A 24,061-nucleotide genomic window follows, 5' to 3' on the forward strand; every position below is an offset into this window, starting at 1 on the left:
AAAGCGCATTCGCTGGCAAGCCAGCTCCTACAAGAAGCGGTTCTCGCGCCCTCTCGAATATTCGTCCAACCCTGTAGGAGCCGGCTTGCCGGCGAAGGTTGTCGCGAAACCGTCATGTGCCCGCAATAGGCTCGGCCCCAGACGGCTCTCGAGTGTCCTTCATGCCCAACGCTTCGTTGCTGCTGGCCCTGCTTCTGTTACTCAGCCTGCCGGCCCGGGCCGAGGAGTGGCCGGCGCTGCAATGGAGCCAGGGCACGCCAGCCAGCGGCCCGGCGTTGCAGGCCCTGGAGGATTACGCCTTCGTGCCCCGGGACGATGAGTCCCGCCAGGGCATTCGCACCGATGCCTTGCTGGTGATCCGTGACGGCCAACTGCTCTACGAGCGTTACGCCGGGGCAACCGGGCCGCAGACGCCCCATCTCGCCTGGTCTGCCAGCAAGAGCCTGCTGGCGGTGCTGCTGGGGGTGGCCTTTGGCGAAGGGCGGTTCCAGTTGCAGGACCCGGCGGCGAAGTTCTACCCGCCGCTCAAGGCCCATCCCGACATCACCCTGGCGGACCTGCTGCACTGGGCCTCGGGCCTGGACTGGCAGGAAGACTATGAATACGCCCCTCTCAACTCTTCGGTGGTGGCCATGCTCTACACACGTGGGCACCGGGACATGGCCGCCTTCACCGCGCAACAGGCCGCCTCCGCCCCGCCGGGCCAGGTGTTTCGCTATTCCAGCGGCGACAGCAACCTGCTGGCGGCCAGCCTGCGGGGCATGGTGGGGGAGGGGCAGTATGCGGACTATCCCTGGCGTGCCCTGTTCGAACCCCTGGGTATCACCCAGGCGGTGTGGGAGCGGGATGCTGCCGGCACTTTTGTCGCTTCCTCCTACCTCTACCTGACGGCCCGCGACCTGGCTCGCATTGGCCTGCTGATGCAGCGCGATGGCCGTTGGCGCGACCGGCAATTGCTGCCCAAGGCCTGGGTCGAATTCTGCCGCACCCCCTTTCGTGGCTACCGGGCCAACCAGGACGTGGCCGTGGCGGGCGGGCACTGGTGGCTCAACCGCGAGGTGGACGGGGCGCCACGGCCCTGGCCGGATGCCCCCGCCGATACCTACGCCGCGCTGGGACACTGGGGTCAGGCGCTGTATGTGCTGCCGGCGCAGCGCCTGGTGATCGTGCGCTATGGCGACGACCGTGACGGCAGCTATCAGCACAATGAACTGCTCAAGCGGGTGCTGGCCGCCTTCGCCACGCCGGAGCAGCCATGAAGCCCTGGCCCTTGATCCGCCGGCGTCCGCTGCTCAGCCTGCTGGTGCTCGGGCTGCTCCTGCTGCTGGGCTGGGGCTGGCAGCAGCGGGTGGCGCTGCAGGCCTTCCCGGACATCCTCGGCGCCTACACCGCCAAGGAGTACTGCTCCTGCCGTTACGTCATGCAACAACCTGCCGACTACTGCCGCGCCTACGTGCGCCAGTACCTGCCCACCAGCGCTTTTCTCGATGAGCCGCAGCCCCGTCGTGTCACCGCCAGCGCCCTGGGGCGCACCCATAGCGCGATCTGGCGCAGTGCCCGTGAAGGTTGCCGCCTGGACCCCTGATCGGGGTCGAAACGCTGGCGCCAGCTTTGTGTTCCATCCAGTGGAACCACATTTGATTGTCCTGTGCCCCGGCTCGCGGTTATCTGACGCAGAGCTTCGAGCACGCCTTGGCCCTCGTGCAGCGCTCCGAAAAAAGAACGGGAACCCACCCGGCCCAGAGGAGATACGCCATGCCCCGACACCAGCACATTCTTGCCTGGCTCAACGATGTCGCCAGCGACCTGCGGGCCATCCGCCAGGACATTCACGCCCACCCCGAGCTGGGTTTCGAGGAAAACCGCACCGCGGCGCTGGTGGCCCGCAGCCTTGAAGAGTGGGGTTATGAAGTGCACACCGGCGTGGGCCGCACGGGCGTCGTAGGGGTGCTGCGCAACGGCAGCAGCCCCCGCACCCTGGGCCTGCGGGCCGACATGGACGCCTTGCCGATCATCGAGAACACCGGGGTGCCCTACAGCAGCCGCTACAGCGGTTGCATGCACGCCTGCGGGCATGACGGCCACACCACCATACTTCTCGGGGCGGCTCGTTACCTGGCGGCCACCCGGCAGTTCGACGGCACCCTGAACCTGATCTTCCAGCCGGCGGAGGAGGGCCAGGGTGGCGCCGAGGCCATGCTTGCCGAAGGCCTGCTGGAGCGCTTCCCCTGTGATGCCTTGTTTGGCCTGCACAACATGCCGGGGCTGCCGGCCGGGCACCTGGGCTTTCGCGAGGGGCCGATGATGGCCTCCCAGGACCTGCTCAACGTGACGGTCGAAGGCGTCGGCGGGCATGGCTCCATGCCGCACCTGACGGTAGACCCGCTGGTGGCAGCGGCGAGCATGGTCATGGCCTTGCAGACCGTGGTAGCGCGCAACATCGATGCCCAGGAAGCCGCGGTGGTCACCGTCGGTGCCCTGCAAGCGGGCGAGGCGGCCAACGTGATTCCCCAGCAGGCCCTGCTGCGCCTGAGCCTGCGGGCCCTCAACGCAGCGGTGCGCGAGCAGATGCTGGAGCGGGTCAAGGCCATTATCCGCACCCAGGCCGAGAGTTTCGGTTGCTCGGTCAGCATCGAGCATCGCCCGGCCTATCCGGTGCTGGTCAACAGCCCGGAGGAAACCGAGTTCGCCCGCCAGATCGGTGTCGAGCTGGTGGGGGCCGAGGCGGTCAACGGCAATACGCCGAAGCTGATGGGCAGCGAAGACTTCGGCTGGATGCTGCAGCGCTGTCCGGGCAGCTACCTGTTCATTGGCAACGGCGTGGCCCAGCCGATGGTGCATAACCCGGGTTACGACTTCAACGACGACATCCTCCTCACCGGCGCGGCCTATTGGGGCGCCCTGGCGGAAAGCTGGCTCAAACCGTCCTGACCCTTCCTGTTCCTGTGTCCCTGACTGCCCCGGGCGTGTTGTAGGCGCCCGGCACTTTAGCGAGCCCGTCAGAAGGCTCAAAAGTCTCCAAGGAACATCCCATGAGCGTCTCGACTCCCTCTGTTTCCAGGACCCGGCAGGTGGTTGCCGCCGTGGTCGGCAACGCCCTGGAATGGTACGACTTCATCGTCTACGGCTTTCTCGCCAGCTTCATCGCTCGCCAGTTCTTTCCCGCGGAAGACGAATACACCTCGCTGCTGATGGCCCTGGCCACCTTCGGGGTGGGTTTCTTCATGCGCCCGGTGGGCGGTGTGCTGCTCGGGATCTATTCCGATCGCAGGGGCCGCAAGGCGGCGATGCTGGTGATCATCCAGCTGATGACCCTGGCCATCGCGATGATCGTGTTCGCCCCCAACTATGCGGCCATCGGTATTGGAGCGCCGCTGCTGATCGTGGCGGCACGCATGCTCCAGGGCTTTGCCACCGGTGGCGAGTACGCCAGCGCCACGGCCTACCTGGTGGAGAGTGCGCCGCCTCACCGCAAGGGCCTGTACGGCTCCTGGCAGTTGGTGGGGCAGTGCCTGGCGGTATTCAGCGGGGCGGCGATGGTGGCGGCGGTGACCCATTTCTTCTCGCCCCAGACCCTGGAACTCTGGGGCTGGCGCCTGCCATTCGTGATCGGCCTGCTGATCGGTCCCGTGGGGCTGTGGATCCGCAAGTACATGGAGGAGCCCGAGGCTTTTCTCGAAGCGCGCAAACAGGTGCGCGGCAAAGGGCCCGCGCTGTGGCAGGTGGTGGCTGCCTATCGCCGGCAGATCCTGGTGGCCATGGGGTTGTGCTGCGGGGGCACCGTGTCCTTTTATGTGGTGCTGGTGAACATGCCGACCTTCGCCCACACCAACCTCGGCCTGCCCCTGGACCAGGTGCTGATGGTGCAGATGTTCGCCGTGGCCCTGATGACCCTGGTGATTCCCTTTGCCGGGGCCTTGTCGGATCGCATTGGGCGACGTCCAGTGCTGATGGCGTTCACCCTGGCGTTTTTTGTCATGGTCTATCCGTTGTATGTGTGGGTCGCTGCGGCGCCGTCCATCGAGCGTTTGCTGGTGATGCAGATGCTGTTGTGCGGGGCCATCGGCGGTTTCTTCGGCCCCGGCCCCACGGCCCTGGCCGAGCAGTTTCCCATCGAGGTGCGTTCCACCGGAGTGTCGGTGGCGTATAACGTCGCAGTGATGCTGTTCGGTGGCTTTGCGCCGTTGATCGTGACCTGGCTGAGCAAGGCCATGGCCACGCCGGTGGCGCCGTCCTTGTACGTATTGCTGACCTCGATCCTCAGCCTGCTGGGCATCTACTGCATGTACGACGCGGTCAGAGACGAAAAACCCGATGCCGTGACCCTGGGAGGTGAGTCTTGATCAACCCCGCAGAATCATCGATCAATGCGTCGATTGTCGACCTGGATGCCCTGGCGCTGTCCCGGGCCATCCATGCCCGCGAGCTGTCCTGCCGCGAAGTGATGCAGGCCTACCTGGCGCAGATCGAGCGCTGCAATCCACTGGTCAATGCCCTGGTCTCGCTGGGGGACCCCGAGGCCCTGCTGGAGCAGGCCGACGAGCGAGACCGGCAGTTGGCCCAGGGCCAGTCCATGGGCTGGATGCACGGCATGCCCCAGGCGATCAAGGACCTGGCGGCCACCGCCGGGATGACCACCAGCATGGGCTCGCCGCTATTTGCCGAGCATGTGCCCCAGGAGGATGCCATCAGCGTGGCGCGGGTCCGGGCCAGTGGCGCGATCATCGTCGGCAAGAGCAACGTGCCCGAGTTCGGCCTGGGCTCCCATACCTACAACCAGTTGTTCGGCACCACCGGCAATGCCTATGACCGCGCCTTGAGCGCCGGTGGCAGCAGCGGCGGGGCCGCGGTGGCTCTGGCCCTGCGCATGCTGCCGGTGGCCGACGGCAGCGACATGATGGGCTCGTTGCGCAACCCCGCAGCCTTCAACAATGTGTTCGGCATGCGCCCCTCCCAGGGCCGGGTGCCGTTCGGCCCGACCCCGGAACTGTTCGTGCAGCAGTTGGCCACCGAAGGTCCCATGGGGCGCACGGTGGCCGACGTGGCGCGGCTGTTGGGTACCCAGGCCGGGTTTGACGCCCGGGCGCCTCTGTCGCTGAAGGACCCATCGGTGCAGCCGGAGGCGGCGCTGCAACGAAATGTGAAGGGCCTGCGCCTGGGCTGGCTGGGGGACTACAACGGCTACCTGGCCATGGAGCAGGGCGTACTGGGCCTGTGTGAAAAGGCCCTCGGGGATTTCGCCAGCCTGGGCTGCGAGGTGGAAAGCTGCCAGCCGGACTTTTCCCTGGCCCAGCTCTGGGATTGCTGGCTGGTTCACCGCCACTGGCTGGTCCAGGGCTCCCTGGGGGCGCTGTACGACGACCCGGACAAACGCCGCTGGCTCAAGCCGGAAGCCTGCTGGGAAGTGGAGGGCGCGGCGAAGCTGAGCGCGGCGGATGTGTATCGCGCTTCCCAGGGCCGCAGCGACTGGTACCGCGCGTTGCAGCGCCTGTTCGAGCGTTACGATTTCCTGCTGCTGCCCACCGCCCAAGTGTTCCCTTTCGATGCACGGCAAGCCTGGCCACGGCAGATCGATGGGCAGGAAATGGACACTTACCACCGCTGGATGGAAGTGGTGATCGGCCCGACCCTGGCCGGCTTGCCCAGTATCAGCATTCCGGTGGGTTTCAACCTGGCCGGTTTGCCCATGGGGTTGCAGATCATCGGTCCGGCCCAGGCCGACCACGCCGTTCTGCAATTGGCTTACGCCCATGAGCAGTTGACGCAGTGGGTGCGGCAGCGGCCGCCGGGCAACCTGCGGTAATCAAACGGGTGTGGTCGCCAAGGTCCGCAGGCCCGCATCTTGCTGGGTAAAACCTTTTCCTCAGTCAGGGAGCTCGGACTATGGCCAGCAAGGTAGAAACCGGCAGCGTGCGCTCAGTGGAGCGGGCCCTGGCCATTGTCGAGCTGATCGGCCAGCACCAGGCCCTGGGCCTGGAGGAGCTGCACTACCTGACGGGCCTGGCCAAGGCCACGGTCTCGCGCATGCTGCTGACCCTGCAGGAACAAGGCTGGATCTATCGTGGCCTGAGTGACCGGCGCTACCGCCTGAGCGCCCGGAGCCTGTTCGGTGACAGCCGGCAGCGCTTCAAGCGCCAGATGGTGGAGCAGGCGGCGCCCTGGTTGCTGGAATTGAGTGCACGCACCGGGTTGGTCACCGACCTGTCGAGCTTCGACGGCGAGAGCCTGGAGGTCCTGGAAAGCGCGGTGCCCGAGGTATTGCGCAAGCGCTACCCGAGCAACAGCCGGATTGTCGGCCAGCATGCCAGCCTGTTTCATTCGGCCATGGGCAAGGCCTGCCTGGGGGCCCTGGCCAGTGCTGAAGTCGAGCGTCTGGCCGAGCAGGAGCAGGTACCGGCCCAAGCCTGGCAACAGTGCCTGGAATCCCAGCACCTGGGGTTTGGCCAGCGCACCGAGGGGCACTGGGAATACCCGGTGCGCCTGCCGTTCCTGATCCGCGCCGTGGCCTTGCCGCTGCAGGCCGAAGGCCGGGTGATCGGCAGTATCGCCCTGCATTGGCCACGGGACCTGGCCTGTGTCGAACAGGTGCGCAACCGCCACCTGTGCCTACTGGCGGAAACCGTCGAGCAGGTGCAGAAAGACATCGCCTGAAACCTCCCGCTCGGGCATTTTTGCGCTCTCACATCCTCCCCTGGTATCGGGCTCGATGCTGCGCAATCAGTTTTAACCCGCGGCTTCTCGGCGAAACTGGTCCACTGCCTGGACCTGGCTCCAGGGCGCGTCACCGATCTGCACGCCATCCGGTGGCGTCAGCCCAACACCGGCAAGCGCTTGGAATGTTCCTGAGTGCACAGGTTGTATGAGCCGCAGCGCTCCCCCGATGCCCGGCCCCTGGAAGAGTGTGCTTATGCAGGACGAGGTGGGTTTCAGCTGCAGGCAGGCATCATCAGCCATAGCGCCGAACGCTTCTACCTGAACTATACCTACCGCTTCTAGCTCTACTGCGCCGCCTGCCGTGACGTTTGCCAGCCTTCTGGCGGGCGGTTAAGGTGGCGCCTTCTGTTCATGGGAGCTTGCATGCGTACGCCGATCCGCCTTCTTTTCAGCCTGCTCGGGGTACTGGCCCTGCCGGCCCAGGCCAACTGGTACCTGGACAACGAGTCTTCCCGCGTGTCCTTTGTCACCACCAAGAACGCCAGTGTTTCCGAGGTCCAGCGCTTTCTGGTGCTGCATGGCAAGGTCGATGGCAAGGGCCAGGCGCAGTTGCAGATCGAACTGGAGTCGGTGAGCAGCGGCATTCCCTTGCGCGATGAGCGCATGCGCCAGGAACTGTTCCAGATCGCGCAGTTTCCCGAGGCGCGGATCAGTGCCCAGATCAACCTGCGACCGATCAACGACCTGGCCCCCGGCGCACAGATCGAATTGCTGCTGCCGGTCACCGTCGCCCTGCACGGCGAGGAACACACCTACAACGCCGAACTGCTGGCCACTCGCCTGGATGACCGGCGCTTCCAGGTGGTGACCCTGGAGCCTCTGGTGCTCAACGCCGAGGACTTCAACCTGGCCCCCGGCCTGGACAGCCTGCGCAAGATGGCCGGGCTGTCGGCCATCAGTTTCTCGGTGCCGGTGGGTGCGGTGCTGATCTTCACGGCGCGCTGACATGCGCGCAGCGGTGTTCCCCTGGCGCGAAGGCAACCGCTTCGAGTTGCTGATCGACGGCCCGCAGTTCTTCCCGCGGATGCTGGTGGCCATTGCCCGCGCCCAGCACCAGGTGGAACTGGAGCTGTACCTGGTGGAAGCCGGGACCTGCGCCGAGGCCATGGTCCAGGCCCTGGTGCAGGCAGCGCAGCGTGGGGTGCGGGTGCGCTGCCTGTTCGACGACTACGGCAGCCTGGCCTTTACCCAGGCCCTGCGCCGCAGCCTGACCGAGGCCGGTGTCGAGCTGCGCTTCTACAACCGGCTGAAATGGCGCCAGGGCTTTCTCAACCTGTACCGCGATCATCGCAAGCTGCTGCTGGTGGACCAGGCCCTGGCGGTGGTGGGTGGTACCGGGGTCACCGATGAGTTCTGGAAGCCCGAGGACAACAGCTGCGACTGGCATGAGGTGATGGTGGAGATTGCCGGCCCCATGGTCAGCGACTGGCAGCAGCTGTTCGACCGGCAATGGAGCGCCAACCTGCATCGCGGGGCCTGGAAGCCCGGTGCCGATTTCGGCCTGCCCCGCCTGCCGCGCTTGCCCGATACCGGCGAGGGCATGGGCCGGGTGGCCTACGCCGACGCCCGCCAGCACCGCGATATCCTGCATTCGCTGATCCGGGCCCTGAGCAGCGGGCAGCAGCGCATCTGGCTGGCGACCCCGTATTTTCTGCCCACCTGGTCGGTGCGCCGTTCGTTGCGCAAGGCGGCGGCCCGGGGCCTCGACGTACGCCTGCTGCTGACCGGGCCGCGCACCGACCACCCGGCGGTGCGCTATGCCGGGCACCGCTACTACCCGCGCCTGCTCAAGGCCGGGGTGCGGATTTTCGAGTACCAGCCGCGCTTCCTGCACCTGAAGATGGCACTGGTGGACGACTGGGTGAGCGTGGGCTCGTGCAACTTCGACCACTGGAACCTGCGCTTCAACCTGGAAGCCAATCTGGAAGCCCTGGACCCTGCGTTGACCCAGGCAGTGGTGGCGAGTTTTGACGCCGACTTTGCCCAGAGCGAGGAAGTCAGCCTGGCGGTGTGGCGCAAGCGACCGCTGTGGCGGCGGATCAAGCAGCGGATCTGGGGTTGGGTCGACCGCCTGGTGGTCAACCTGCTGGATCGGCGCGGCTGACTGTCACGGCTGACTCACGCGGCTGACACGGCTGGCTGTAGCCGCTGCCGCAGGCTGCGAACGAGCGCGAAGCGGTCGCGGCGGTCGTGAGTGCGGTGGAGGTTTGGCGGGGATCGACAAGCACGATCCTGCGGACCTTTGCGCAGCCTCGCAGGCTCGACAGCGGCGACAGATATTGCAGCGATTGTGGGGGATTGCAGAAGGAGTCGGCCGGCGCAGGTCCTGCGCCGGCCGCTGGCAGGCTCAGAGCAGTTCGAAGCTCTGTTGCTTGACGTCCTGGGAATCCAGGCCGATCTGCACATTGAAGTCGCCCGGCTCTGCGGCGTACTTGAGCTGCGCGTTGTAGAACTTCAGGTCGTCCTCGGTGATGGTGAAGTGAATGGCTTTCTCTTCACCGGCCTTGAGCATGACTTTCTGGAAGTTCTTCAATTCCTTGATCGGGCGGATCATCGAGCCGGCCACGTCCTGGATGTACAGCTGCACCACGGTTTCGCCGTCACGCTTGCCAGTGTTCTTCACGGTCACGCTGGCGTCGAGCTTGCCGCTCTTGTTCAGGGTGGTGGAGGACAGGGCCATGTCCGACAGGCTGAAGCTGGTGTAGCTCAGGCCATAGCCGAACGGGAACAGCGGGCCGGTGGTGTCGTCGAAGTACTGCGAGGTGTAGTTGCCCGGCTTGCCCGGGGTGAACGGCCGGCCGATGGTCAGGTGGTTGTAGTAGGTGGGGATCTGCCCCACGGAGCGGGGGAAGGTGATCGGCAGCTTGCCCGACGGGTTGTAGTCGCCAAACAGCACGTCGGCGATGGCGTTGCCACCTTCGGTGCCGCTGAACCAGGTTTCCAGGATCGCATCGGCCTGCTGGTTTTCTTCCAGCAGCGACAGCGGCCGGCCATTCATCAGCACCAGCACCAGTGGCTTGCCGGTGGCCTTGAGGGCCTTGATCAGGTCGCGCTGGCTGGCGGGAATGTGCAGGTCGGTGCGGCTCGAGGATTCGTGGGACATGCCCCGGGATTCACCCACCGCGGCCACGATCACATCCGATTGCCGGGCGGCCTTCACCGCTTCGTCGATCATCTGCTGCGCCGTGCGCGGGTCGTCCACCACTTCCGGGGCATCGAAGTTGAGGAAGTTCAGGTAGTCCACCACCTTCTTGTCGGCGGTGATGTTGGAACCCCGGGCGTACACCAGTTGGGCCTTGTCTCCCAGTACATTGCGCATGCCGTCGTAGAGGGTCACCGATTGCGCCGGCACCCCGGCGGCGGCCCAGCTGCCCATCATGTCGATCGGCGCCTTGGCCAGCGGGCCCACCAGGGCGATCTTGGCGGTTTTCTTCAGTGGCAGGGTGTCGTTCTGGTTCTTCAGCAGCACCAGGCTGCGGCGGGCAATGTCCCGGGCGTCGCTGCGGTGCAGGCGGCTTTCGGCGTTGGTGTCGGTCGGGTCGTCCTCGGCCTTGCCGATGCGTACGTAAGGGTCCTTGAACAGGCCCATGTCGTACTTGGCGGCCAGCACTTCACGCACGGCGTTGTCGATGTCCTTCTGTTCGATCTCGCCGGACTTGAGCAGCCCCGGCAGCTCCTTGCCGTACAGCGAATCGTTCATGCTCATGTCGATGCCGGCCTTGATCGCCAGTTTGGCGGCTTCACGTCCGTCCTTGGCCACGCCATGGCGGATCAGTTCGATGATCGCCCCGTGGTCGCTCACCGCCAGGCCCTTGAAGCCCCATTCCTTGCGCAACAGGTCGTTCATCAGCCAGGTGTTGGAGGTGGCGGGCACGCCGTTGATCGAGTTGAGGGCCACCATCACCCCGCCGGCACCGGCGTCAATGGCTGCGCGATAGGGCGGCAGGTAGTCCTGGTACATCTTCACCGGGCTCATGTCGACGATGTTGTAGTCGCGACCGCCTTCCACCGCGCCATACAGGGCGAAGTGCTTGACGCTGGCCATGATGCTGTCCGGCAGGGCCGGGCTCTGGCCCTGGTAGGCCTTGACCATGACCTTGGCGATGCGCGAGACCAGGTAGGTGTCTTCGCCAAAGCCTTCGGAGGTACGGCCCCAGCGCGGATCGCGGGAGATATCGACCATCGGCGCGAAGGTGATGTCCAGGCTGTCGGCGCTGGCTTCCTTGGCGGCGATGCGCCCGGAACGGCCAATTGCGTCCATGTCCCAGCTGGAGGCCAGGGCCAGGCTGATGGGGAAGATGGTCCGGTGGCCGTGGATCACGTCATAGGCGAAGAACATCGGGATCTTCAGCCGGCTGCGCATGGCCGCGTCCTGCATCGGCCGGTTTTCCGGGCGGGTGATGGAGTTGAAGGTGCCGCCGATATTGCCCGCGGCAATTTCCTTGCGGATCAGCTCGCGGGGCATTTCCGGGCCGATGCTGATCAGCCGCAGCTGGCCGATCTTCTCTTCCAGGGTCATGCGCTTGAGCAGATCGTTGATAAAGGCTTCTTTGTTTTCCAGGGGGACCGGGGCAGTTTCGGCCAATACAGGGTGACTGGCCAGGCTGACCAGCAGGCCCAGCAAACACAGCTTCTTCATGAATATTGTTCTCAAGGGCTCAAGACCGACGCATGAGTGACGCGTCGAACAGCCAAAATTTAGGGAGCGACTATTGTTGTTCAGATAATTCCCGCACACTTCTGAACTCTTTTTCGCGCTGGGCATCTTTTAGCCCATCAGCCCGATGCATTCCAGTGGCGCAGGCAGATTTTGCCCACAGGATGTGTGAAAGCGGGCAAAAGCTTCATTTCAATCAGGTTGTGCAAGGAGCCCCACCCATGAACATCACTCAAAGCCTGCGTTCGAGCTGGCCCATCGCTGCCTTGTTGCTGCTTACCAGCCTGCTCAGCGGCTGCGGCATCAACAACATTCCGACCCTGGACGAGCAGGTCAAGGCCGACTGGGGCCAGGTGCAGAACCAGTACCAGCGCCGCGCGGACCTGATCCCCAACCTGGTGGAAACCGTCAAGGGCTACGCCAAGCACGAGGAAGAAACCCTGACCGCGGTGATCGAGGCGCGGGCCAAGGCCACCTCGATCCAGGTGGACGCCAAGACCCTGGACAACCCGGAAAAACTCAAGCAGTTCCAGCAGGCCCAGGACCAGTTGAGTGGAGCCCTGAGCCGCCTGATGGTGGTGTCCGAGCGCTACCCGGACCTCAAGGCCAACCAGAACTTCCTGGCCCTGCAATCCCAGCTTGAAGGCACCGAGAACCGCATCGCCGTGGCCCGTCGCGACTTCATCCTGGCGGTGCAGAAGTACAACACCGAGATCCGCACCTTCCCCGGCCGCCTGTGGCACAGCCTGATGTACAGCGACCTGCCGGTGCGTGAATCCTTCGAGGCCACCAGCCCCGACGCCGACAAAGCCCCGCAAGTGAAATTCTGATGAGCCACGGGCGGCGCGTGCTGCAAGGCGCGCTGCTGTGGCTATGGCTGGTGGGTGGCGCCGTACTGGCGCAACCGCCTGGGCCCACACCCACGGATGGGGTGCCATTGCGTTCGACGCAACCCGCCGTCCAGGTCGAGCCCGTAACGACCACTGCGACAGCGGCACCGATTGAACGCCTGTTTCCCAAGCTGACCGGGCGGGTGGTGGACACCGCCCAGTTGCTCACGCCTTCGGCGCAGGTCTACCTGGCGCAGATGCTGGAACGGCTCGAGCAGACCACCACCGACCAGGTCGTGGTGGCCACGGTGCCGAGCCTGGGTGGCCATAGCATCGAGGCGTTCGGCCTGCAGTTGGGCCGGCACTGGGGGATCGGCCAGAAGGACAAGAACAACGGCGTCCTGCTGCTGGTGGCCAAGGACGATCGCAAGGTGCGGATCGAGGTCGGTTACGGCCTGGAGGGGCGGCTCAACGACATGGTGGCCCACTTCATCATCGAGGGTTCGATCATTCCGTACTTCAAGGACGACCTGTATTCCTCGGGGATCATCGCCGGGGCCACGTCCATCGTGAACGTACTGTCGGCCACCGACCGGCCGATGCTGGTGTACCGCTCGGTGGAAAAAAGCTGGTACCAGGACATCGAGTGGATGTGGTGGTTCGAGAGGTTGTTCTACCTGGTGTTCGTCGGTGTACCGTTGTTCGGGTTCCTGACCCAATGGCGCAGCGGCAATGATTCGCCGGTTGTTGCCAGCGACGATTCGGCCAGGCGCGAAACCAGGGCCGAGCGCGACGCAGGTTCGAGCAGCAGTGCGTTCGACTGGTTCGACTCCAGCAGCTCCAGCTCCAGTTCAAGCTCGGACAGTTTCAGCGGGGGCGGCGGCAGTTTTGGCGGTGGCGGGGCGTCCGGCAGTTGGTAGCACACGCGGACAAACATTAAGGATGAGGTGCTGATGCGACTTTATAAAATCGGCCTGGTGCTGTTGCTCTGGGTCTTTGCGGTCACGGCCCAGGCCGAGCTGAGGTTTCCGGCCCTGAGCGGGCGGGTGGTGGACGACGCGCAGATGATCGAGCCGACCATCAGCGCCCTGCTGACTCGGCAACTGCAAGCCCACGAACAGGCCACCGGCGAACAGTTGGTGGTGGTGACCCTGCCGAACCTGCAAGGCGTCAGCATCGAGGAGTTCGGCTACCAGTTGGGGCGCCACTGGGGCATCGGCCAGAAGGACAAGAACAACGGCGCGCTGCTGATCGTCGCCCGGGACGAGCGCAAGCTGCGCATCGAAGTGGGCTACGGCCTGGAGGAGCGCCTGACCGACGCCCAGGCCTCGGTGATCATCAACCAGGTGATCACCCCGGCGTTCAAGACCGGGCAGTTCAGCAAGGGCATCAGCGACGGGGTTTCGGCCATGCTCCTGGTGCTCGGCGGCACGCCGCTGGACGAGCCGGCCACGGCCTATGACAGCGGCGGCCAGAGCAGCGACCAGGACGATTTTGTCCAGCGTCACCCGTGGCTGTTCATCTTCATGGTGCTGCTGTTCATCCTGGTGGTGATGGTGGCGCAGGCGCTCGGGTTCATCACCACCACCAGCGGGCGCGGCGGTGACGGAGGCGGTGGCTTCGGCGGTTTTGGTGGCGGCTCCGGCGGCGGGGGCGGCTTCAGTGGGGGCGGCGGCAGCTTTGGCGGCGGCGGTTCCTCCGGCGGCTGGTAACTGACAATAAAAAGCGGAAATCCAACGACATGGCATTACTCAGTGAATTCGAACAACGGCAGGTGGCCGAAGCCATCGCCCGGGTGGAACAGCAGACCGACGCCGAACTGGTGACGGTACTGGCGGCCCGGGCCGACGACTACGCCTATATCCCGCTGCTCTGGGCCAGCCTGCTGGCGCTGGTGGTGCCGGGGCTGGTGCACTACGCCACCGGCTGGCTGAACATGCACCTGTTGCTGCTGGCGCAATGGACGACCTTTATCGTCTTGTGCCTGGTGTTCCGCCTGCCGCGGGTCACCACCCGGCTGATCCCGCGGTCGGTGCGTCACTGGCGCGCTTCCAACCTGGCCCGGCGCCAGTTCCTCGAACAGAACCTGCACCACACCGTGGGCGGCACCGGGGTGCTGATCTTTGTCAGCGAAGCCGAGCGCTATGTGGAGATCCTGGTGGACGAAGGCATTTCCAAGCGCCTGGACAACAAGCACTGGAACGCGATTGTCCGGGCCTTTACCCAGCAGGTCCGGCAAGGCCAGACCCTGCAGGGCTTCCTCGACTGCATCGAAGCCAGCGGCGAGTTGCTCAAGACCCATGTGCCCCTGACCCAGGTACGCAACGAATTGCCCAACCGCCTGGTGGTGCTCAACTGACCCACCCAGCTGGGGACTATGGCGTGCTACCTGTGCAGGAGCCGGCTTGCCGGCGAAGAGGCCCGTGAGCCTTGCAGCGCCCTTGGGGACGCCTTCGCTGGCAAGTCAGCTCCTACGGGGCGGGATTGGGGGGGATTTTTCCGGGGGGCGACAAAATTTTACCGTCGGGTGAATAACTTCGTGCCCCGACGGGGCTTGCTCCCTAAAATACCCGCCATTCCCTGATCGACACCGCGCATCGCCCGAGGCTCCCGCCCCCATGTCTGTTACCGCACCTTCCGCCCGCCCCGCGCCGGATCATCACGCCCAGTTCCTGCAATTGCTCGACACCAGCCTCACGCAGAACGCCTTTATCAAGCTGGTACTGGCCAAGCACGTGGGCCCGGAGGCGGACCTGCAACGCCTGATCATCAAGCAACTGACGGTCAAGGAGCAGCCGTGCCTGTCCTTCGTCTATCGCTACAAGACCCGGGACATCACCAAGAACTTCTCCCTGGACGAAGGCATCGCCGCCATCGCCGAGCTGCTGCCGGCTGCGTTCAAAAATGCCCACCTGCTGACCCTCACCGACGAGGTACAGCTTGAATACAGCAAGAAGGGCAAGAGTTCGCTGTTCAAGGGCAAGCCGCAAACCCAGCGCGATGTGCCGTCCGCCGAGCACAACCGGGAGAAGAACCGCTTCCTCGACCTCAGCCGGCCGTTTCTCGCCGACCTGGGGGTGACCAACCAGCAGCACGAGCTGATTCCGGCGATGTCACGCAAGTGGAAGCAGATCAACAAGTTCATCGAGGTCTTCAGCCACGCCCTGGGCAGCTCGTCGATCAAGCTCGACCAGCCGGTGCGGGTGGCGGACTTCGGCTCCGGCAAGGGCTACCTGACCTTTGCCATCCACGACTACCTGCGCAATACCCTCAAGGCCGAGGGCGAAGTCACCGGCGTCGAGTTGCGTGAAGACATGGTGACCCTGTGCAACGCCGCCGCGCAGCGCCTGGAGCACCCGGGCCTGGTGTTCAAGTGCGGTGACGTGCGCAGCGTGGCCCCCAGCCAGCTGGAAGTGATGATCGCCCTGCATGCCTGCGACATCGCCACCGACTACGCGATCCACACCGGCATCCGCTCCGGCGCGGCGATCATCATGTGCTCGCCGTGCTGCCACAAGCAGATCCGCCAGCAGATCCAAAGCCCGCTGCTGCTCAAGCCGATGCTGCAATACGGCCTGCACCTGGGGCAGCAAGCGGAAATGGTCACCGACAGCCTGCGGGCGCTGTTCCTCGAAGCCTGCGGTTATGAAACCAAGGTCTTCGAGTTCATCTCCCTGGAGCACACCAACAAGAACAAGATGATTCTGGCGGTCAAGCGTTCCGAACCGCAGGATCCCAGCCAGTTGCTGGCCAGGATCGAAGAGCTCAAGGCCTTCTACCAGATCAGCGAACACTGCCTGGAAACCCTGCTCAAGGCCGACGGTTACCTCGGCTGAGGGCTGGCCGGCGGCGTGGGCAGTGGCGTGGCCGGGCGCACCGCGGTCTTGCGCCCCAGGACCACGGTAAGGATCACGCCCACCGCGAACACCCAGGTAATGGGCTGCACCTGCTCACCGAAGAACAGGGCGGAAAAGGCGATGGTGAAGAAGATCTGCAGTAGCTGGATCTGGCTCACCCGAGCAATTCCGCCCATGGCCAGCCCGGCATACCAGGCGAAAAACCCCAGGAACTGCGAGAACAGCGCAACGTAGCCGAAGGCCCACCAGGTCCTCATGGAAATCCCCCCCTGGTGCTGCGCCGCCAGGTACCACACCGGTCCGATCAACAGCGGCGTGGACAGCACCAGAGCCCAGCAGATCACCTGCCAGCCACCCATCTCCCGCGCCAGCCGGCCCCCTTCGGCATAACCCAGGCCGCCCACGGCAATCGCCCCGAGCATCAGCACATCACCGGCCTGGATGCTGCCCGCGCCACTGAGCAGCGCATAACCCAGCACCAGCGCACTGCCCAGGGCGGCGCAAGCCCAGAAGGCCTTCGACGGCCGCTCGTGGGACAGCCACGCCGCATACAGCGCCACGCACAGCGGTTGCAGGCCATTGACCAGGGCACCATGGGACGCGGGCAGGGTCTGCATGGCCCAGGCCGACAGCACTGGAAAGCCGAGGATCACCCCGAGAATCACCACGCTCAGGCCCTTGACCTGTTTCCAGGTCGGCCACTTCTCCCGGCGCCAGAGCAGCAGCAAGGCCGCCGGGATCGCCGCGAACAGCGCGCGGCCCAGGCCGTTGAGCAAGGGGTGCATCTGCTCTACCACTATCCGGGTGAAGGGCAGGGTCAGGCTGAAAATGATGACACCCAGCAGGCCGAGGGCCATGCCGGTGTTTTCGCGCGAGGACATGATGGTTGCCAGAATTCGTACAGGGACACAGGTGCCTGCATCTAGCCATAAAGCCGCGCGCCCCTGGTGCTACAGCTGGGCGCAGAGTTGTCCGTACAGTTGCCGCTGTAGTACCGGGTTATTACCCGGGCCGGTGGATTGGGGCTACCTTGAATACTCCTTGCGCCCCCGTCTTTCACTGAAAGGAGTCCACTCCATGGCCGCGAAAAAGATTCTCATGCTGGTTGGCGATTACGTCGAAGACTACGAAGTGATGGTGCCGTTCCAGGCCCTGCTGATGGTCGGTCACAACGTGCATGCGGTGTGTCCCGACAAGAGCGCCGGGCAGACCGTGCGCACGGCGATCCACGACTTCGAGGGCGACCAGACCTACAGCGAAAAGCCGGGCCATCTGTTTGCCCTGAACTTCGATTTCGCCCAAGTGAAGTCCAGCGATTACGACGCCCTGCTGATCCCCGGTGGCCGTGCCCCGGAATACCTGCGCCTGAACGAAAAGGTCCTGCAACTGGTCAGGGAATTCGACCAGGCTGGCAAGCCGATTGCCGCGGTGTGCCACGGCGCGCAACTGCTGGCGGCGGCCGGCATCCTCGAAGGCCGCGAATGCAGCGCCTACCCGGCCTGCGCCCCGGAAGTGCGGCTGGCGGGGGGCACCTATATCGATCTCCCCGTGACCCAAGGCCATGTTCAAGGCAATCTGGCCACCGCCCCGGCCTGGCCGGCGCACCCCAGTTGGCTGGCCGGTTTCCTGGGCCTGCTGGGCACTAAAATCACCCTGTAAGCGAGGGCCGCGCCATGTGCGAGCTGTACGTCAAAGCCGACCCGATTCTCTACGAATCCCGTTCCCGCTCGTTGCGCATCTGTGGCGTGGTCACGACCTTGCGCCTGGAAAACCAGTTCTGGGACATCCTCAGCGAGATCGCCGAAGCCGACGGCATGACCACCAACCAGCTGATTGCCAAGTTGTATGAAGAGGTCATGGACTACCGCGGCGAAGTGGTGAATTTCGCCTCCTTCCTGCGGGTCAGTTGCACCCGCTACCTGAGCCAGCGCCGCAGCACCGCCCCCGACCTCAGCCTGGTAAAGCGCAACGCACTGTAGCCGCTGCCGCAGGCTGTGAACGGCCCGCAGGGACGCGGGGTTCTGAAGGCTTCTGGAGGTTTGGCAGGCGATCGCCAGGCAAGGTCCTGCGGACCTTTGCGCAGCCTCGCGGGCTCGGCAGCGGCTACAGGGCTCAGCTGATTTTGCTGAGGAAGCCGGGTAGTTCCGGTTCCGGGAGCACCGACAGCACTTTGAGGCGTTGCAGCATGCGCTGGCGGGCGCGTTGCAGGTGTTCTTTGAGGTTCAGGGCCGCAGCGTCGTAGGCGCCGTGCAGCAGCAGTTCCAGGATCAGTCGGTGCTCGGCGAGCATCGCCGGGTCGGCGCCGATGCCCAGCAGGCGGTAGAAGATCCGGTTGATGATCATCGGGCTCTGGGCCTGACGGATCAGCGCCGCCATCTTGCGGTTCTGCAAGCCGCCCAGGCATTGCTGGTGCAGGTCTTCTTCCAGGCGTTCCAGGGCCTCCAGGCCACAGTGCTCGGCCTGTTGCGCCTGGGTCACCCGTTCCAGCATCTGTTCCAGGCGTTCGCGGCCCAGGCCCGGCGCGCTCTGGCGCAGGGCTTCGGGTTCCAGGCAGGCGCGCAGTTCGTAGTCTTCGGTGACTTCCCGGGCGGTCAGCGGCCCGGCCAGCCATTGGGAGTAGGGTTCCTTTTCCACCAGGCCGCGATCGCGCAGGCGCATCAGTGCTTCGCGGACCACCGCGCGGCTGACGCCGTAGTGCTCGGCGGCAGCCTGTTCGTCGAGGCGAAAGTGGCCGAAGGCGATGCAGGTGGAGAGGGCGCTGCCCAGTTCTTCGTAGATCCGTTCCCCCAGGGGCCGGGTGTCCACCAGTTCTTCGTCGCTGGCCAGCCCCAGGTGGGCATGGCTCAGGGGCAGGCGCAGCGGTTCGATCTCCAGGCCCTGGGGGTTGATCAGGTAGCCGCGGCCATCAAAACGGCTGATCAGGCCTTCGCCGTGCAACAGGTCGAGGGCCTTGCGCACCGGCACCCGGCTGGTGCCGAACAGTTCCGCCAGGGGCGCTTCCAGCAGCACCAGGCCCTGCAGGGCGGTGCCCTGGAGGATGGCGTCGCGCAAGACCTGACGGATCATGGCGTAGCGCGATGCGGTGCGCGGGTCCTCTGCTGACACTGCTTTCATCGGTTCCTCTAGGGGCTGTTGCCGGTGGGTGACGAGCCCGTTGCCGGGCCGCGGTGGCCGGGGATTCTCTCACAGTTGCCAAGTGTCACTGAGTGCCACGTTTGGTTGCCCCGTCCTGGGGCCGCCCTGGGTGGGTTGTTACCTTTCTGCACCAAAATGTACTTTTTAATAAAAGATACATTATTTCAATGACAGACCCTTGGGCGAGGATTTTCTCCGTCGGTCGCCGAGCGGTCTCTGCCAGCAACCCACTCTGGCTCGCTATTACAGGCGAATCAGGGGGATTTTCCGAAAGCACGCGGTGCTCCCTGCGTTTTGAGCTGGCACGGAATCTGCTCTGCTTAAAATGTACATTTTAATATTTGGTACATTTTTTTAGATTTTTGCGGAGTGAGCCATGCACCCTGATTCGCTGAACGACGCCACGGCCATGGCGCAAGCCTTTGCCTCGGGCCGCACCGATCCGGTCCAGGTTCTGGAGCAGGCCCTGGCGTTGGCCGAGGCGACGCCCCATGTGTTCATTTCCCTGTGCCCGACCCGGGCCCGGCGCGAGGCTGAGGCGGCGGCCGCCCGCTGGCGGGACGGCCAGCCGCTGAGCCTGCTCGATGGCGTGCCCCTGGCCTGGAAGGACCTGTTCGACCTGGCCGGCAGTATCACCACCGCCGCCGCCCAGGTGCGTCGCGAGGCGCCGCCGGCCAAGGTGGATGCGCCCAGCGTACGGAAGCTGTGCCGGGCCGGGCTGGTCAGCCTGGGCAAGACCAACCTCAGTGAGTTCGCCTATTCCGGGCTCGGCCTGAACCCGCACTTCGGCACTCCGATCAACCCCCACAGTGATGCCCAGCCACGGATTCCCGGTGGTTCCTCGGCAGGTTCCGCGGTGGCGGTGGCGGCCGGCATCGTGCCGATCGCCATGGGCACCGACACTGCCGGTTCGATCCGCATTCCCGCAGCCTTCAATGGCCTGGTGGGTTACCGCGCCACCTCCTTGCGCTATGACCGCGAGGGGGTGTTTCCCCTGGCCGAAAGCCTCGACAGCCTCGGGCCGCTGACCCGCAGCGTGCGCGATGCCTGGCTGATCGACGGGCTGTTGCGCGGTGGCGACCCCCGGCAATTGCCGCCGCCCCGCAGCCTGGCTGGGCAACGCTTCTGGGTCGATTCGCAAGTGCTTGACGACAGCCGTACCCAGGCCGCCGTGCGGGCCAATCTGCTGGTGGTCATCGAACGCCTGCAACAGGCCGGGGCGCTGGTGGAGCAACGGCCGCTGCACAGCCTGCAAGCCACCCTGCAACTGATCCAGGAACACGGCTGGCTCGGCGCCGCCGAAGCCTTCGCCCTGCACCAGCCGTTGCTCGACAGCGAGTACGCCGAACAGCTCGATCCGCGGGTGCGACGGCGCCTGGAAAGCGCCCGGCAGATGCCCGCCAGCCGCCTGCTGCGGCTGTACCAGGCGCGGCGCCAGTTGCAGCAACAGGTGCAGGACGAACTGGACGGCGCCGTGCTGATCACCCCCACCGTGGCCCATGTGGCGCCGCCCCTGGCGCCCCTGGAGCAGGACGACGAGCTCTTTGCCCGGACCAACCTGGCGACCCTGCGCCTGACCATGCCCGGCAGTTTCCTCGACATGCCCGGCGTGGCGCTGCCCAGCGGCCGCGATGCCCAGGGCTTGCCCACCGGGCTGTTGCTGAGCCTGCCCCAGGGCCATGACCGGCAACTGCTGGATGCAGCCCTGGCGCTGGAGGCGGCGTTGCCGCGCTAGCTCCGACGATTTTTTTCAACCACAAGCAATCACTGGAGGCCGCTCATGGCTAAAGAAATTCTCTGTGCATTTGGTGTCGATGTGGACGCGGTGGCCGGCTGGCTCGGTTCCTACGGCGGCGAGGATTCGCCGGACGACATCTCCCGCGGCCTGTTCGCCGGCGAGGTCGGCGCGCCGCGCCTGCTCAAGCTGTTCGAGCGCTATGGCCTGCGCACCACCTGGTTCATTCCCGGCCACTCGATGGAAACCTTTCCCGAGCAGATGAAGGCGGTGGCCGAGGCCGGCCACGAGATCGGCGTGCACGGCTACAGCCACGAAAACCCCATCGCCATGACCGCCGAACAGGAAGAGATCGTCCTCGACAAATCCATCGAGCTGATCACCCGGGTCACCGGCAAGCGCCCCACCGGCTACGTTGCGCCCTGGTGGGAATTCAGCAAGGTGACCAACGAGCTGCTGCTGAAAAAGGGCATCAAGTACGACCACAGCCTGATGCACAACGACTTCCATCCCTACTACGTGCGGGTCGGCGACAGCTGGACCAAGATCGACTACAGCCAGCACCCCGACACCTGGATGAAACCTCTGGTGCGCGGCCAGGAAACCGACCTGGTGGAGATCCCGGCCAACTGGTACCTGGACGACCTGCCGCCAATGATGTTCATCAAGAAGGCGCCCAACAGCCACGGCTTCGTCAACCCGCGGCACCTGGAAGAAATGTGGCGCGACCAGTTCGACTGGGTCTACCGCGAGCACGAGCACGCGGTGTTCACCATGACCATCCACCCCGACGTCTCCGGCCGCCCGCAAGTGCTGTTGATGCTCGAACGCCTGATCGAACACATCCAGAGCCATGCCGGTGTGCGTTTCGTCACCTTCGACGAGATCGCCGACGACTTTATCCGCCGCCACCCGCGCAACCGCTGATCCCGGCCACTTCATCGAGGCGTGATTGATGTCTATCTATAACAAGCTCGACCTGACTGGCTGGAAACCCCAGCAGTTGACCCCGGCCCAAGTGCGCTTCGCCACCTGGATCGCCTTCTTCGCCTGGGTGTTTGCGGTGTACGACTTCATTCTGTTTGGCACCCTGCTGCCGGAGATCGGCCGGCACTTCGGCTGGGGCGAGGTCGAGCAGGCCGAGATCGCCACCTGGGTGGCGGTGGGCACCGCGGTGGTGGCCCTGGCCATCGGGCCGCTGGTGGACAAGCTGGGCCGGCGCATGGGCATCATTTTCACCGTCAGCGGCTCGGCCATCTGCTCGGCGCTGACCGCCATCGGCGGCGCCTGGGGCAAGTCGCCGCTGATCCTGATCCGCTCCCTGGGCGGCCTGGGCTATGCCGAGGAAACGGTGAACGCCACCTACCTCAGCGAGCTCTACGCGGCATCCGACGACCCGCAACTGGCCAAGCGCCGGGGCTTCATCTACAGCCTGGTGCAGGGCGGCTGGCCGGTGGGGGCGCTGATCGCCGCCGGGTTGACCGCGGTGTTGCTGCCGATCATCGGCTGGCAAGGCTGCTTCATCTTCGCCGCGATCCCGGCCATCGTCATTGCGGTGATGGCGCGCAAGCTCAAGGAGAGCCCGCAGTTCCAGATCCACCAGCGCATCAGCCAACTGCGCAAAAGTGGTTCGGTGAGCGAGGCCCAGGCGGTGGCGCTGACCTATGGCGTGGACTATGACGAGCACAGCAAGGCCGGCCTGGCCGCGGCCTTTCGTGGCCCGGCGCGGCGCGCGACCCTGGTGATCGGCGCGGCGATCCTGCTCAACTGGGCGGCGATCCAGGTGTTCAGCGTGCTCGGCACGTCGGTGATCGTCAGCGTGCACCACATCTCCTTCGAGAACTCGCTGATCATCCTGGTGCTCTCCAACCTGGTGGGCTACTGCGGCTACCTGAGCCACGGTTGGATGGGCGACAAGATCGGCCGGCGCAATGTCATCGGCCTGGGCTGGATGCTCGGCGGCCTGTCGTTCGCCGGCATGCTCTATGGCCCGAGCAACATGCCGATGGTGGTGGGGCTCTACAGCCTGGGCCTGTTCTTCCTGATCGGCCCGTACTCGGCGGCGCTGTTCTTCATCAGCGAAAGCTTCCCTACCAGCATCCGCGCCACCGGCGGCGCGATCATCCACGCCATGGGGCCGATCGGCGCGGTGGTGGCGGGGTTCGGCGCCACCCAGGTGCTGTCCGCCGGTGGCGACTGGCAGACCTCGGCGCTGTATTTCGGCGCGCTGCCTTGTTTCCTCTCCGGTGCGCTGATGTTCGCCGCGCGCCATGTGCGTCCTGAATCCGTTCAATAAGGAAAGTTATCCATGACTCAAAAAGTCGCCGTGATCACCGGTGCCGCCAGCGGCATCGGCCAGGCCCTGGCCGTGGCCTATGCACGGGCCGGTGTGGCGGTGGTGGGCGGGTATTTCCCCGCCGACCCCCATGACCCGCAAGCCACCCGCGACCTCGTGGCCGAGGCGGGCGGGCACTGCCTGATGCTGCCCCTGGACGTGACCGACAGCGCCTCGGTGGACGCCCTGGCCGAGCAGGCAGTGGCGCACTTTGGCCGCCTCGATTACGCCGTGGCCAATGCCGGCCTGCTGCGCCGCGCACCCTTGCTGGACATGACCGACGCGGCCTGGAACGCCATGCTCGATGTGGACCTGACCGGGGTCATGCGCACCTTCCGCGCGGCGGTCAAACACATGGGTGAGGGCGGTGCCCTGGTGGCGATCTCCTCGATTGCCGGTGGCGTCTACGGCTGGCAGGACCACGCTCACTACGCCGCGGCCAAGGCCGGGGTGCCGGGGTTGTGCCGCTCGCTGGCGGTGGAACTGGCGGCCAGGGGCATTCGCTGTAACGCGGTGATCCCGGGGTTGATCCAGACCCCGCAGTCGCTGGACAGCCAGAACTCCCTGGGCCCGGAAGGCCTGGCCAAGGCGGCCCGGGCCATCCCCCTGGGCCGGGTCGGGCGGGCCGATGAAGTGGCGTCCCTGGTGCGTTTTCTCACCAGCGAAGAGTCCAGCTACCTCACCGGGCAGAGCATCGTCATCGATGGCGGCCTGACGGTGCGCTGGCCGGATTGAACCCCGTCGCCAGCCAGCCGGCTCCTGCAGGCGGCTCATCGCCTCCTTTGGCGCTGGCTGGCC

The 24,061-nt window shown here is 65.3% G+C and carries 22 protein-coding genes; 19 read left to right on the plus strand and 3 right to left on the minus strand.

From position 1 onward, the window contains the following. The first annotated feature begins 161 nt into the window (after positions 1-161). The 8 genes from KCG88_RS15225 (at position 162) to KCG88_RS15260 (ending at position 8,818) form a co-directional block, all read left to right on the plus strand. Positions 162-1,259 (plus strand): serine hydrolase, encoded by a 1,098-nt coding sequence (locus KCG88_RS15225; RefSeq protein ID WP_047335876.1) that lies wholly within the window; start codon positions 162-164, stop codon positions 1,257-1,259. Then, entirely contained in the window at positions 1,256-1,585 is a 330-nt protein-coding gene (locus tag KCG88_RS15230) for a hypothetical protein (protein WP_047284254.1), read from the plus strand. The genes KCG88_RS15225 and KCG88_RS15230 overlap by 4 nt, the downstream gene beginning before the upstream one ends. Positions 1,586-1,755: 170 nt before the next feature. Then, a complete protein-coding gene (locus tag KCG88_RS15235; RefSeq protein WP_210712639.1) occupies positions 1,756-2,931 on the plus strand; it encodes a M20 aminoacylase family protein in 1,176 nt (391 codons plus the stop codon). Positions 2,932-3,032: 101 nt separating this feature from the next. Further along, positions 3,033-4,343, plus strand: a complete 1,311-nt coding sequence (locus KCG88_RS15240) for an MFS transporter (RefSeq protein WP_210712641.1) — start codon at positions 3,033-3,035, stop codon at positions 4,341-4,343. Continuing rightward, a complete protein-coding gene (locus KCG88_RS15245) occupies positions 4,340-5,803 on the plus strand; it encodes an amidase (RefSeq protein ID WP_210712642.1) in 1,464 nt (487 codons plus the stop codon). The genes KCG88_RS15240 and KCG88_RS15245 overlap by 4 nt, the downstream gene beginning before the upstream one ends. Positions 5,804-5,883: 80 nt before the next feature. Further along, on the plus strand, positions 5,884-6,651 hold the full coding sequence (locus KCG88_RS15250) for an IclR family transcriptional regulator (protein WP_047284258.1): 768 nt from the start codon (positions 5,884-5,886) through the stop codon (positions 6,649-6,651). Positions 6,652-7,077: 426 nt separating this feature from the next. After that, positions 7,078-7,659 (plus strand): YceI family protein, encoded by a 582-nt coding sequence (locus KCG88_RS15255; RefSeq protein WP_011059691.1) that lies wholly within the window; start codon positions 7,078-7,080, stop codon positions 7,657-7,659. Between the two features lies 1 nt (position 7,660). Continuing rightward, on the plus strand, positions 7,661-8,818 hold the full coding sequence (locus tag KCG88_RS15260) for a phosphatidylserine/phosphatidylglycerophosphate/cardiolipin synthase family protein (protein WP_210712644.1): 1,158 nt from the start codon (positions 7,661-7,663) through the stop codon (positions 8,816-8,818). A gap of 243 nt (positions 8,819-9,061) precedes the next feature. Here the strand turns inward: KCG88_RS15260 and bglX are convergent, their stop codons facing one another. Continuing rightward, positions 9,062-11,353, minus strand: coding sequence for a beta-glucosidase BglX (gene bglX / locus KCG88_RS15265; RefSeq protein ID WP_210712650.1), 2,292 nt, complete (start codon positions 11,351-11,353; stop codon positions 9,062-9,064). A gap of 239 nt (positions 11,354-11,592) precedes the next feature. Between bglX and KCG88_RS15270 the strand changes: the two genes are divergently transcribed. From KCG88_RS15270 to KCG88_RS15290, 5 genes are all read left to right on the plus strand, one after another. Then, complete coding sequence (locus tag KCG88_RS15270) at positions 11,593-12,201, plus strand: LemA family protein (protein ID WP_210712651.1); 609 nt, start codon at positions 11,593-11,595, stop codon at positions 12,199-12,201. Next, positions 12,201-13,121 (plus strand): TPM domain-containing protein, encoded by a 921-nt coding sequence (locus KCG88_RS31135; protein ID WP_210712652.1) that lies wholly within the window; start codon positions 12,201-12,203, stop codon positions 13,119-13,121. Before KCG88_RS15270 ends, KCG88_RS31135 begins: the two co-directional genes overlap by 1 nt. A gap of 33 nt (positions 13,122-13,154) precedes the next feature. Next, positions 13,155-13,913 (plus strand): TPM domain-containing protein, encoded by a 759-nt coding sequence (locus KCG88_RS15280; protein WP_019094796.1) that lies wholly within the window; start codon positions 13,155-13,157, stop codon positions 13,911-13,913. Between the two features lie 29 nt (positions 13,914-13,942). After that, complete coding sequence (locus KCG88_RS15285; protein ID WP_047284264.1) at positions 13,943-14,560, plus strand: TPM domain-containing protein; 618 nt, start codon at positions 13,943-13,945, stop codon at positions 14,558-14,560. A 259-nt stretch (positions 14,561-14,819) separates the two neighbouring features. Then, complete coding sequence (locus tag KCG88_RS15290; protein ID WP_047284265.1) at positions 14,820-16,037, plus strand: SAM-dependent methyltransferase; 1,218 nt, start codon at positions 14,820-14,822, stop codon at positions 16,035-16,037. On the opposite strand, the gene KCG88_RS15295 is transcribed toward KCG88_RS15290, so the two are convergent. Beyond that, positions 16,025-16,939, minus strand: coding sequence for a DMT family transporter (locus tag KCG88_RS15295; RefSeq protein WP_210712653.1), 915 nt, complete (start codon positions 16,937-16,939; stop codon positions 16,025-16,027). The two genes, KCG88_RS15290 and KCG88_RS15295, sit on opposite strands and share 13 nt — an antisense overlap. 196 nt (positions 16,940-17,135) lie before the next feature. On the opposite strand from KCG88_RS15295, the gene KCG88_RS15300 reads away from it, so the two are divergent. Together KCG88_RS15300 and KCG88_RS15305 are read left to right on the plus strand one after the other, a co-directional pair. Then, positions 17,136-17,717: a DJ-1/PfpI family protein gene (locus tag KCG88_RS15300; protein ID WP_210712654.1), complete on the plus strand. Its 582-nt coding sequence runs from the start codon at positions 17,136-17,138 to the stop codon at positions 17,715-17,717. A 14-nt stretch (positions 17,718-17,731) separates the two neighbouring features. Further along, the gene (locus KCG88_RS15305; protein ID WP_047284267.1) at positions 17,732-18,037 is read left to right on the plus strand and encodes a ribbon-helix-helix domain-containing protein; all 306 of its coding nucleotides are present in this window, start codon (positions 17,732-17,734) and stop codon (positions 18,035-18,037) included. Between the two features lie 133 nt (positions 18,038-18,170). On the opposite strand, the gene KCG88_RS15310 is transcribed toward KCG88_RS15305, so the two are convergent. Next, entirely contained in the window at positions 18,171-19,172 is a 1,002-nt protein-coding gene (locus KCG88_RS15310) for a GntR family transcriptional regulator (RefSeq protein ID WP_047335887.1), read from the minus strand. 397 nt (positions 19,173-19,569) lie between these two features. Between KCG88_RS15310 and KCG88_RS15315 the strand changes: the two genes are divergently transcribed. Genes KCG88_RS15315 through KCG88_RS15330 form a run of 4 tightly spaced genes read left to right on the plus strand, consistent with a single transcriptional unit; the run spans position 19,570 to position 23,998 of the window. Beyond that, positions 19,570-20,928 carry an amidase gene (locus tag KCG88_RS15315; protein ID WP_210712655.1) on the plus strand — a complete coding sequence of 453 codons (1,359 nt, stop codon included), beginning with the start codon at positions 19,570-19,572 and terminating at the stop codon, positions 20,926-20,928. A 45-nt stretch (positions 20,929-20,973) separates the two neighbouring features. Next, on the plus strand, positions 20,974-21,855 hold the full coding sequence (locus KCG88_RS15320) for a polysaccharide deacetylase (RefSeq protein ID WP_047284270.1): 882 nt from the start codon (positions 20,974-20,976) through the stop codon (positions 21,853-21,855). A gap of 28 nt (positions 21,856-21,883) precedes the next feature. Then, positions 21,884-23,224, plus strand: a complete 1,341-nt coding sequence (locus tag KCG88_RS15325) for an MFS transporter (RefSeq protein ID WP_011059705.1) — start codon at positions 21,884-21,886, stop codon at positions 23,222-23,224. A 12-nt stretch (positions 23,225-23,236) separates the two neighbouring features. Then, the gene (locus KCG88_RS15330; RefSeq protein WP_210712656.1) at positions 23,237-23,998 is read left to right on the plus strand and encodes an SDR family NAD(P)-dependent oxidoreductase; all 762 of its coding nucleotides are present in this window, start codon (positions 23,237-23,239) and stop codon (positions 23,996-23,998) included. Positions 23,999-24,061 lie beyond the last annotated feature (63 nt).

It is taken from the genome of Pseudomonas sp. MWU349 (assembly GCF_017947325.1).
GTDB classification, from domain to species: Bacteria; Pseudomonadota; Gammaproteobacteria; order Pseudomonadales; family Pseudomonadaceae; genus Aquipseudomonas; species Aquipseudomonas protegens.

Bases quoted from the DNA above. Each gene is read 5' to 3' on its own strand.
- KCG88_RS15225 (WP_047335876.1), top strand. From the start codon at position 162: ATGCCCAACGCTTCGTTGCTGCTGGCCCTGCTTCTGTTACTCAGCCTG.
- KCG88_RS15230 (WP_047284254.1), top strand. From the start codon at position 1,256: ATGAAGCCCTGGCCCTTGATCCGCCGGCGTCCGCTGCTCAGCCTGCTG.
- KCG88_RS15235 (WP_210712639.1), top strand. From the start codon at position 1,756: ATGCCCCGACACCAGCACATTCTTGCCTGGCTCAACGATGTCGCCAGC.
- KCG88_RS15240 (WP_210712641.1), top strand. From the start codon at position 3,033: ATGAGCGTCTCGACTCCCTCTGTTTCCAGGACCCGGCAGGTGGTTGCC.
- KCG88_RS15250 (WP_047284258.1), top strand. From the start codon at position 5,884: ATGGCCAGCAAGGTAGAAACCGGCAGCGTGCGCTCAGTGGAGCGGGCC.
- KCG88_RS15255 (WP_011059691.1), top strand. From the start codon at position 7,078: ATGCGTACGCCGATCCGCCTTCTTTTCAGCCTGCTCGGGGTACTGGCC.
- KCG88_RS15260 (WP_210712644.1), top strand. From the start codon at position 7,661: ATGCGCGCAGCGGTGTTCCCCTGGCGCGAAGGCAACCGCTTCGAGTTG.
- bglX (WP_210712650.1), bottom strand. From the start codon at position 11,353: ATGAAGAAGCTGTGTTTGCTGGGCCTGCTGGTCAGCCTGGCCAGTCAC.
- KCG88_RS15270 (WP_210712651.1), top strand. From the start codon at position 11,593: ATGAACATCACTCAAAGCCTGCGTTCGAGCTGGCCCATCGCTGCCTTG.
- KCG88_RS31135 (WP_210712652.1), top strand. From the start codon at position 12,201: ATGAGCCACGGGCGGCGCGTGCTGCAAGGCGCGCTGCTGTGGCTATGG.
- KCG88_RS15280 (WP_019094796.1), top strand. From the start codon at position 13,155: ATGCGACTTTATAAAATCGGCCTGGTGCTGTTGCTCTGGGTCTTTGCG.
- KCG88_RS15285 (WP_047284264.1), top strand. From the start codon at position 13,943: ATGGCATTACTCAGTGAATTCGAACAACGGCAGGTGGCCGAAGCCATC.
- KCG88_RS15290 (WP_047284265.1), top strand. From the start codon at position 14,820: ATGTCTGTTACCGCACCTTCCGCCCGCCCCGCGCCGGATCATCACGCC.
- KCG88_RS15295 (WP_210712653.1), bottom strand. From the start codon at position 16,939: ATGTCCTCGCGCGAAAACACCGGCATGGCCCTCGGCCTGCTGGGTGTC.
- KCG88_RS15300 (WP_210712654.1), top strand. From the start codon at position 17,136: ATGGCCGCGAAAAAGATTCTCATGCTGGTTGGCGATTACGTCGAAGAC.
- KCG88_RS15305 (WP_047284267.1), top strand. From the start codon at position 17,732: ATGTGCGAGCTGTACGTCAAAGCCGACCCGATTCTCTACGAATCCCGT.
- KCG88_RS15310 (WP_047335887.1), bottom strand. From the start codon at position 19,172: ATGAAAGCAGTGTCAGCAGAGGACCCGCGCACCGCATCGCGCTACGCC.
- KCG88_RS15315 (WP_210712655.1), top strand. From the start codon at position 19,570: ATGCACCCTGATTCGCTGAACGACGCCACGGCCATGGCGCAAGCCTTT.
- KCG88_RS15320 (WP_047284270.1), top strand. From the start codon at position 20,974: ATGGCTAAAGAAATTCTCTGTGCATTTGGTGTCGATGTGGACGCGGTG.
- KCG88_RS15325 (WP_011059705.1), top strand. From the start codon at position 21,884: ATGTCTATCTATAACAAGCTCGACCTGACTGGCTGGAAACCCCAGCAG.
- KCG88_RS15330 (WP_210712656.1), top strand. From the start codon at position 23,237: ATGACTCAAAAAGTCGCCGTGATCACCGGTGCCGCCAGCGGCATCGGC.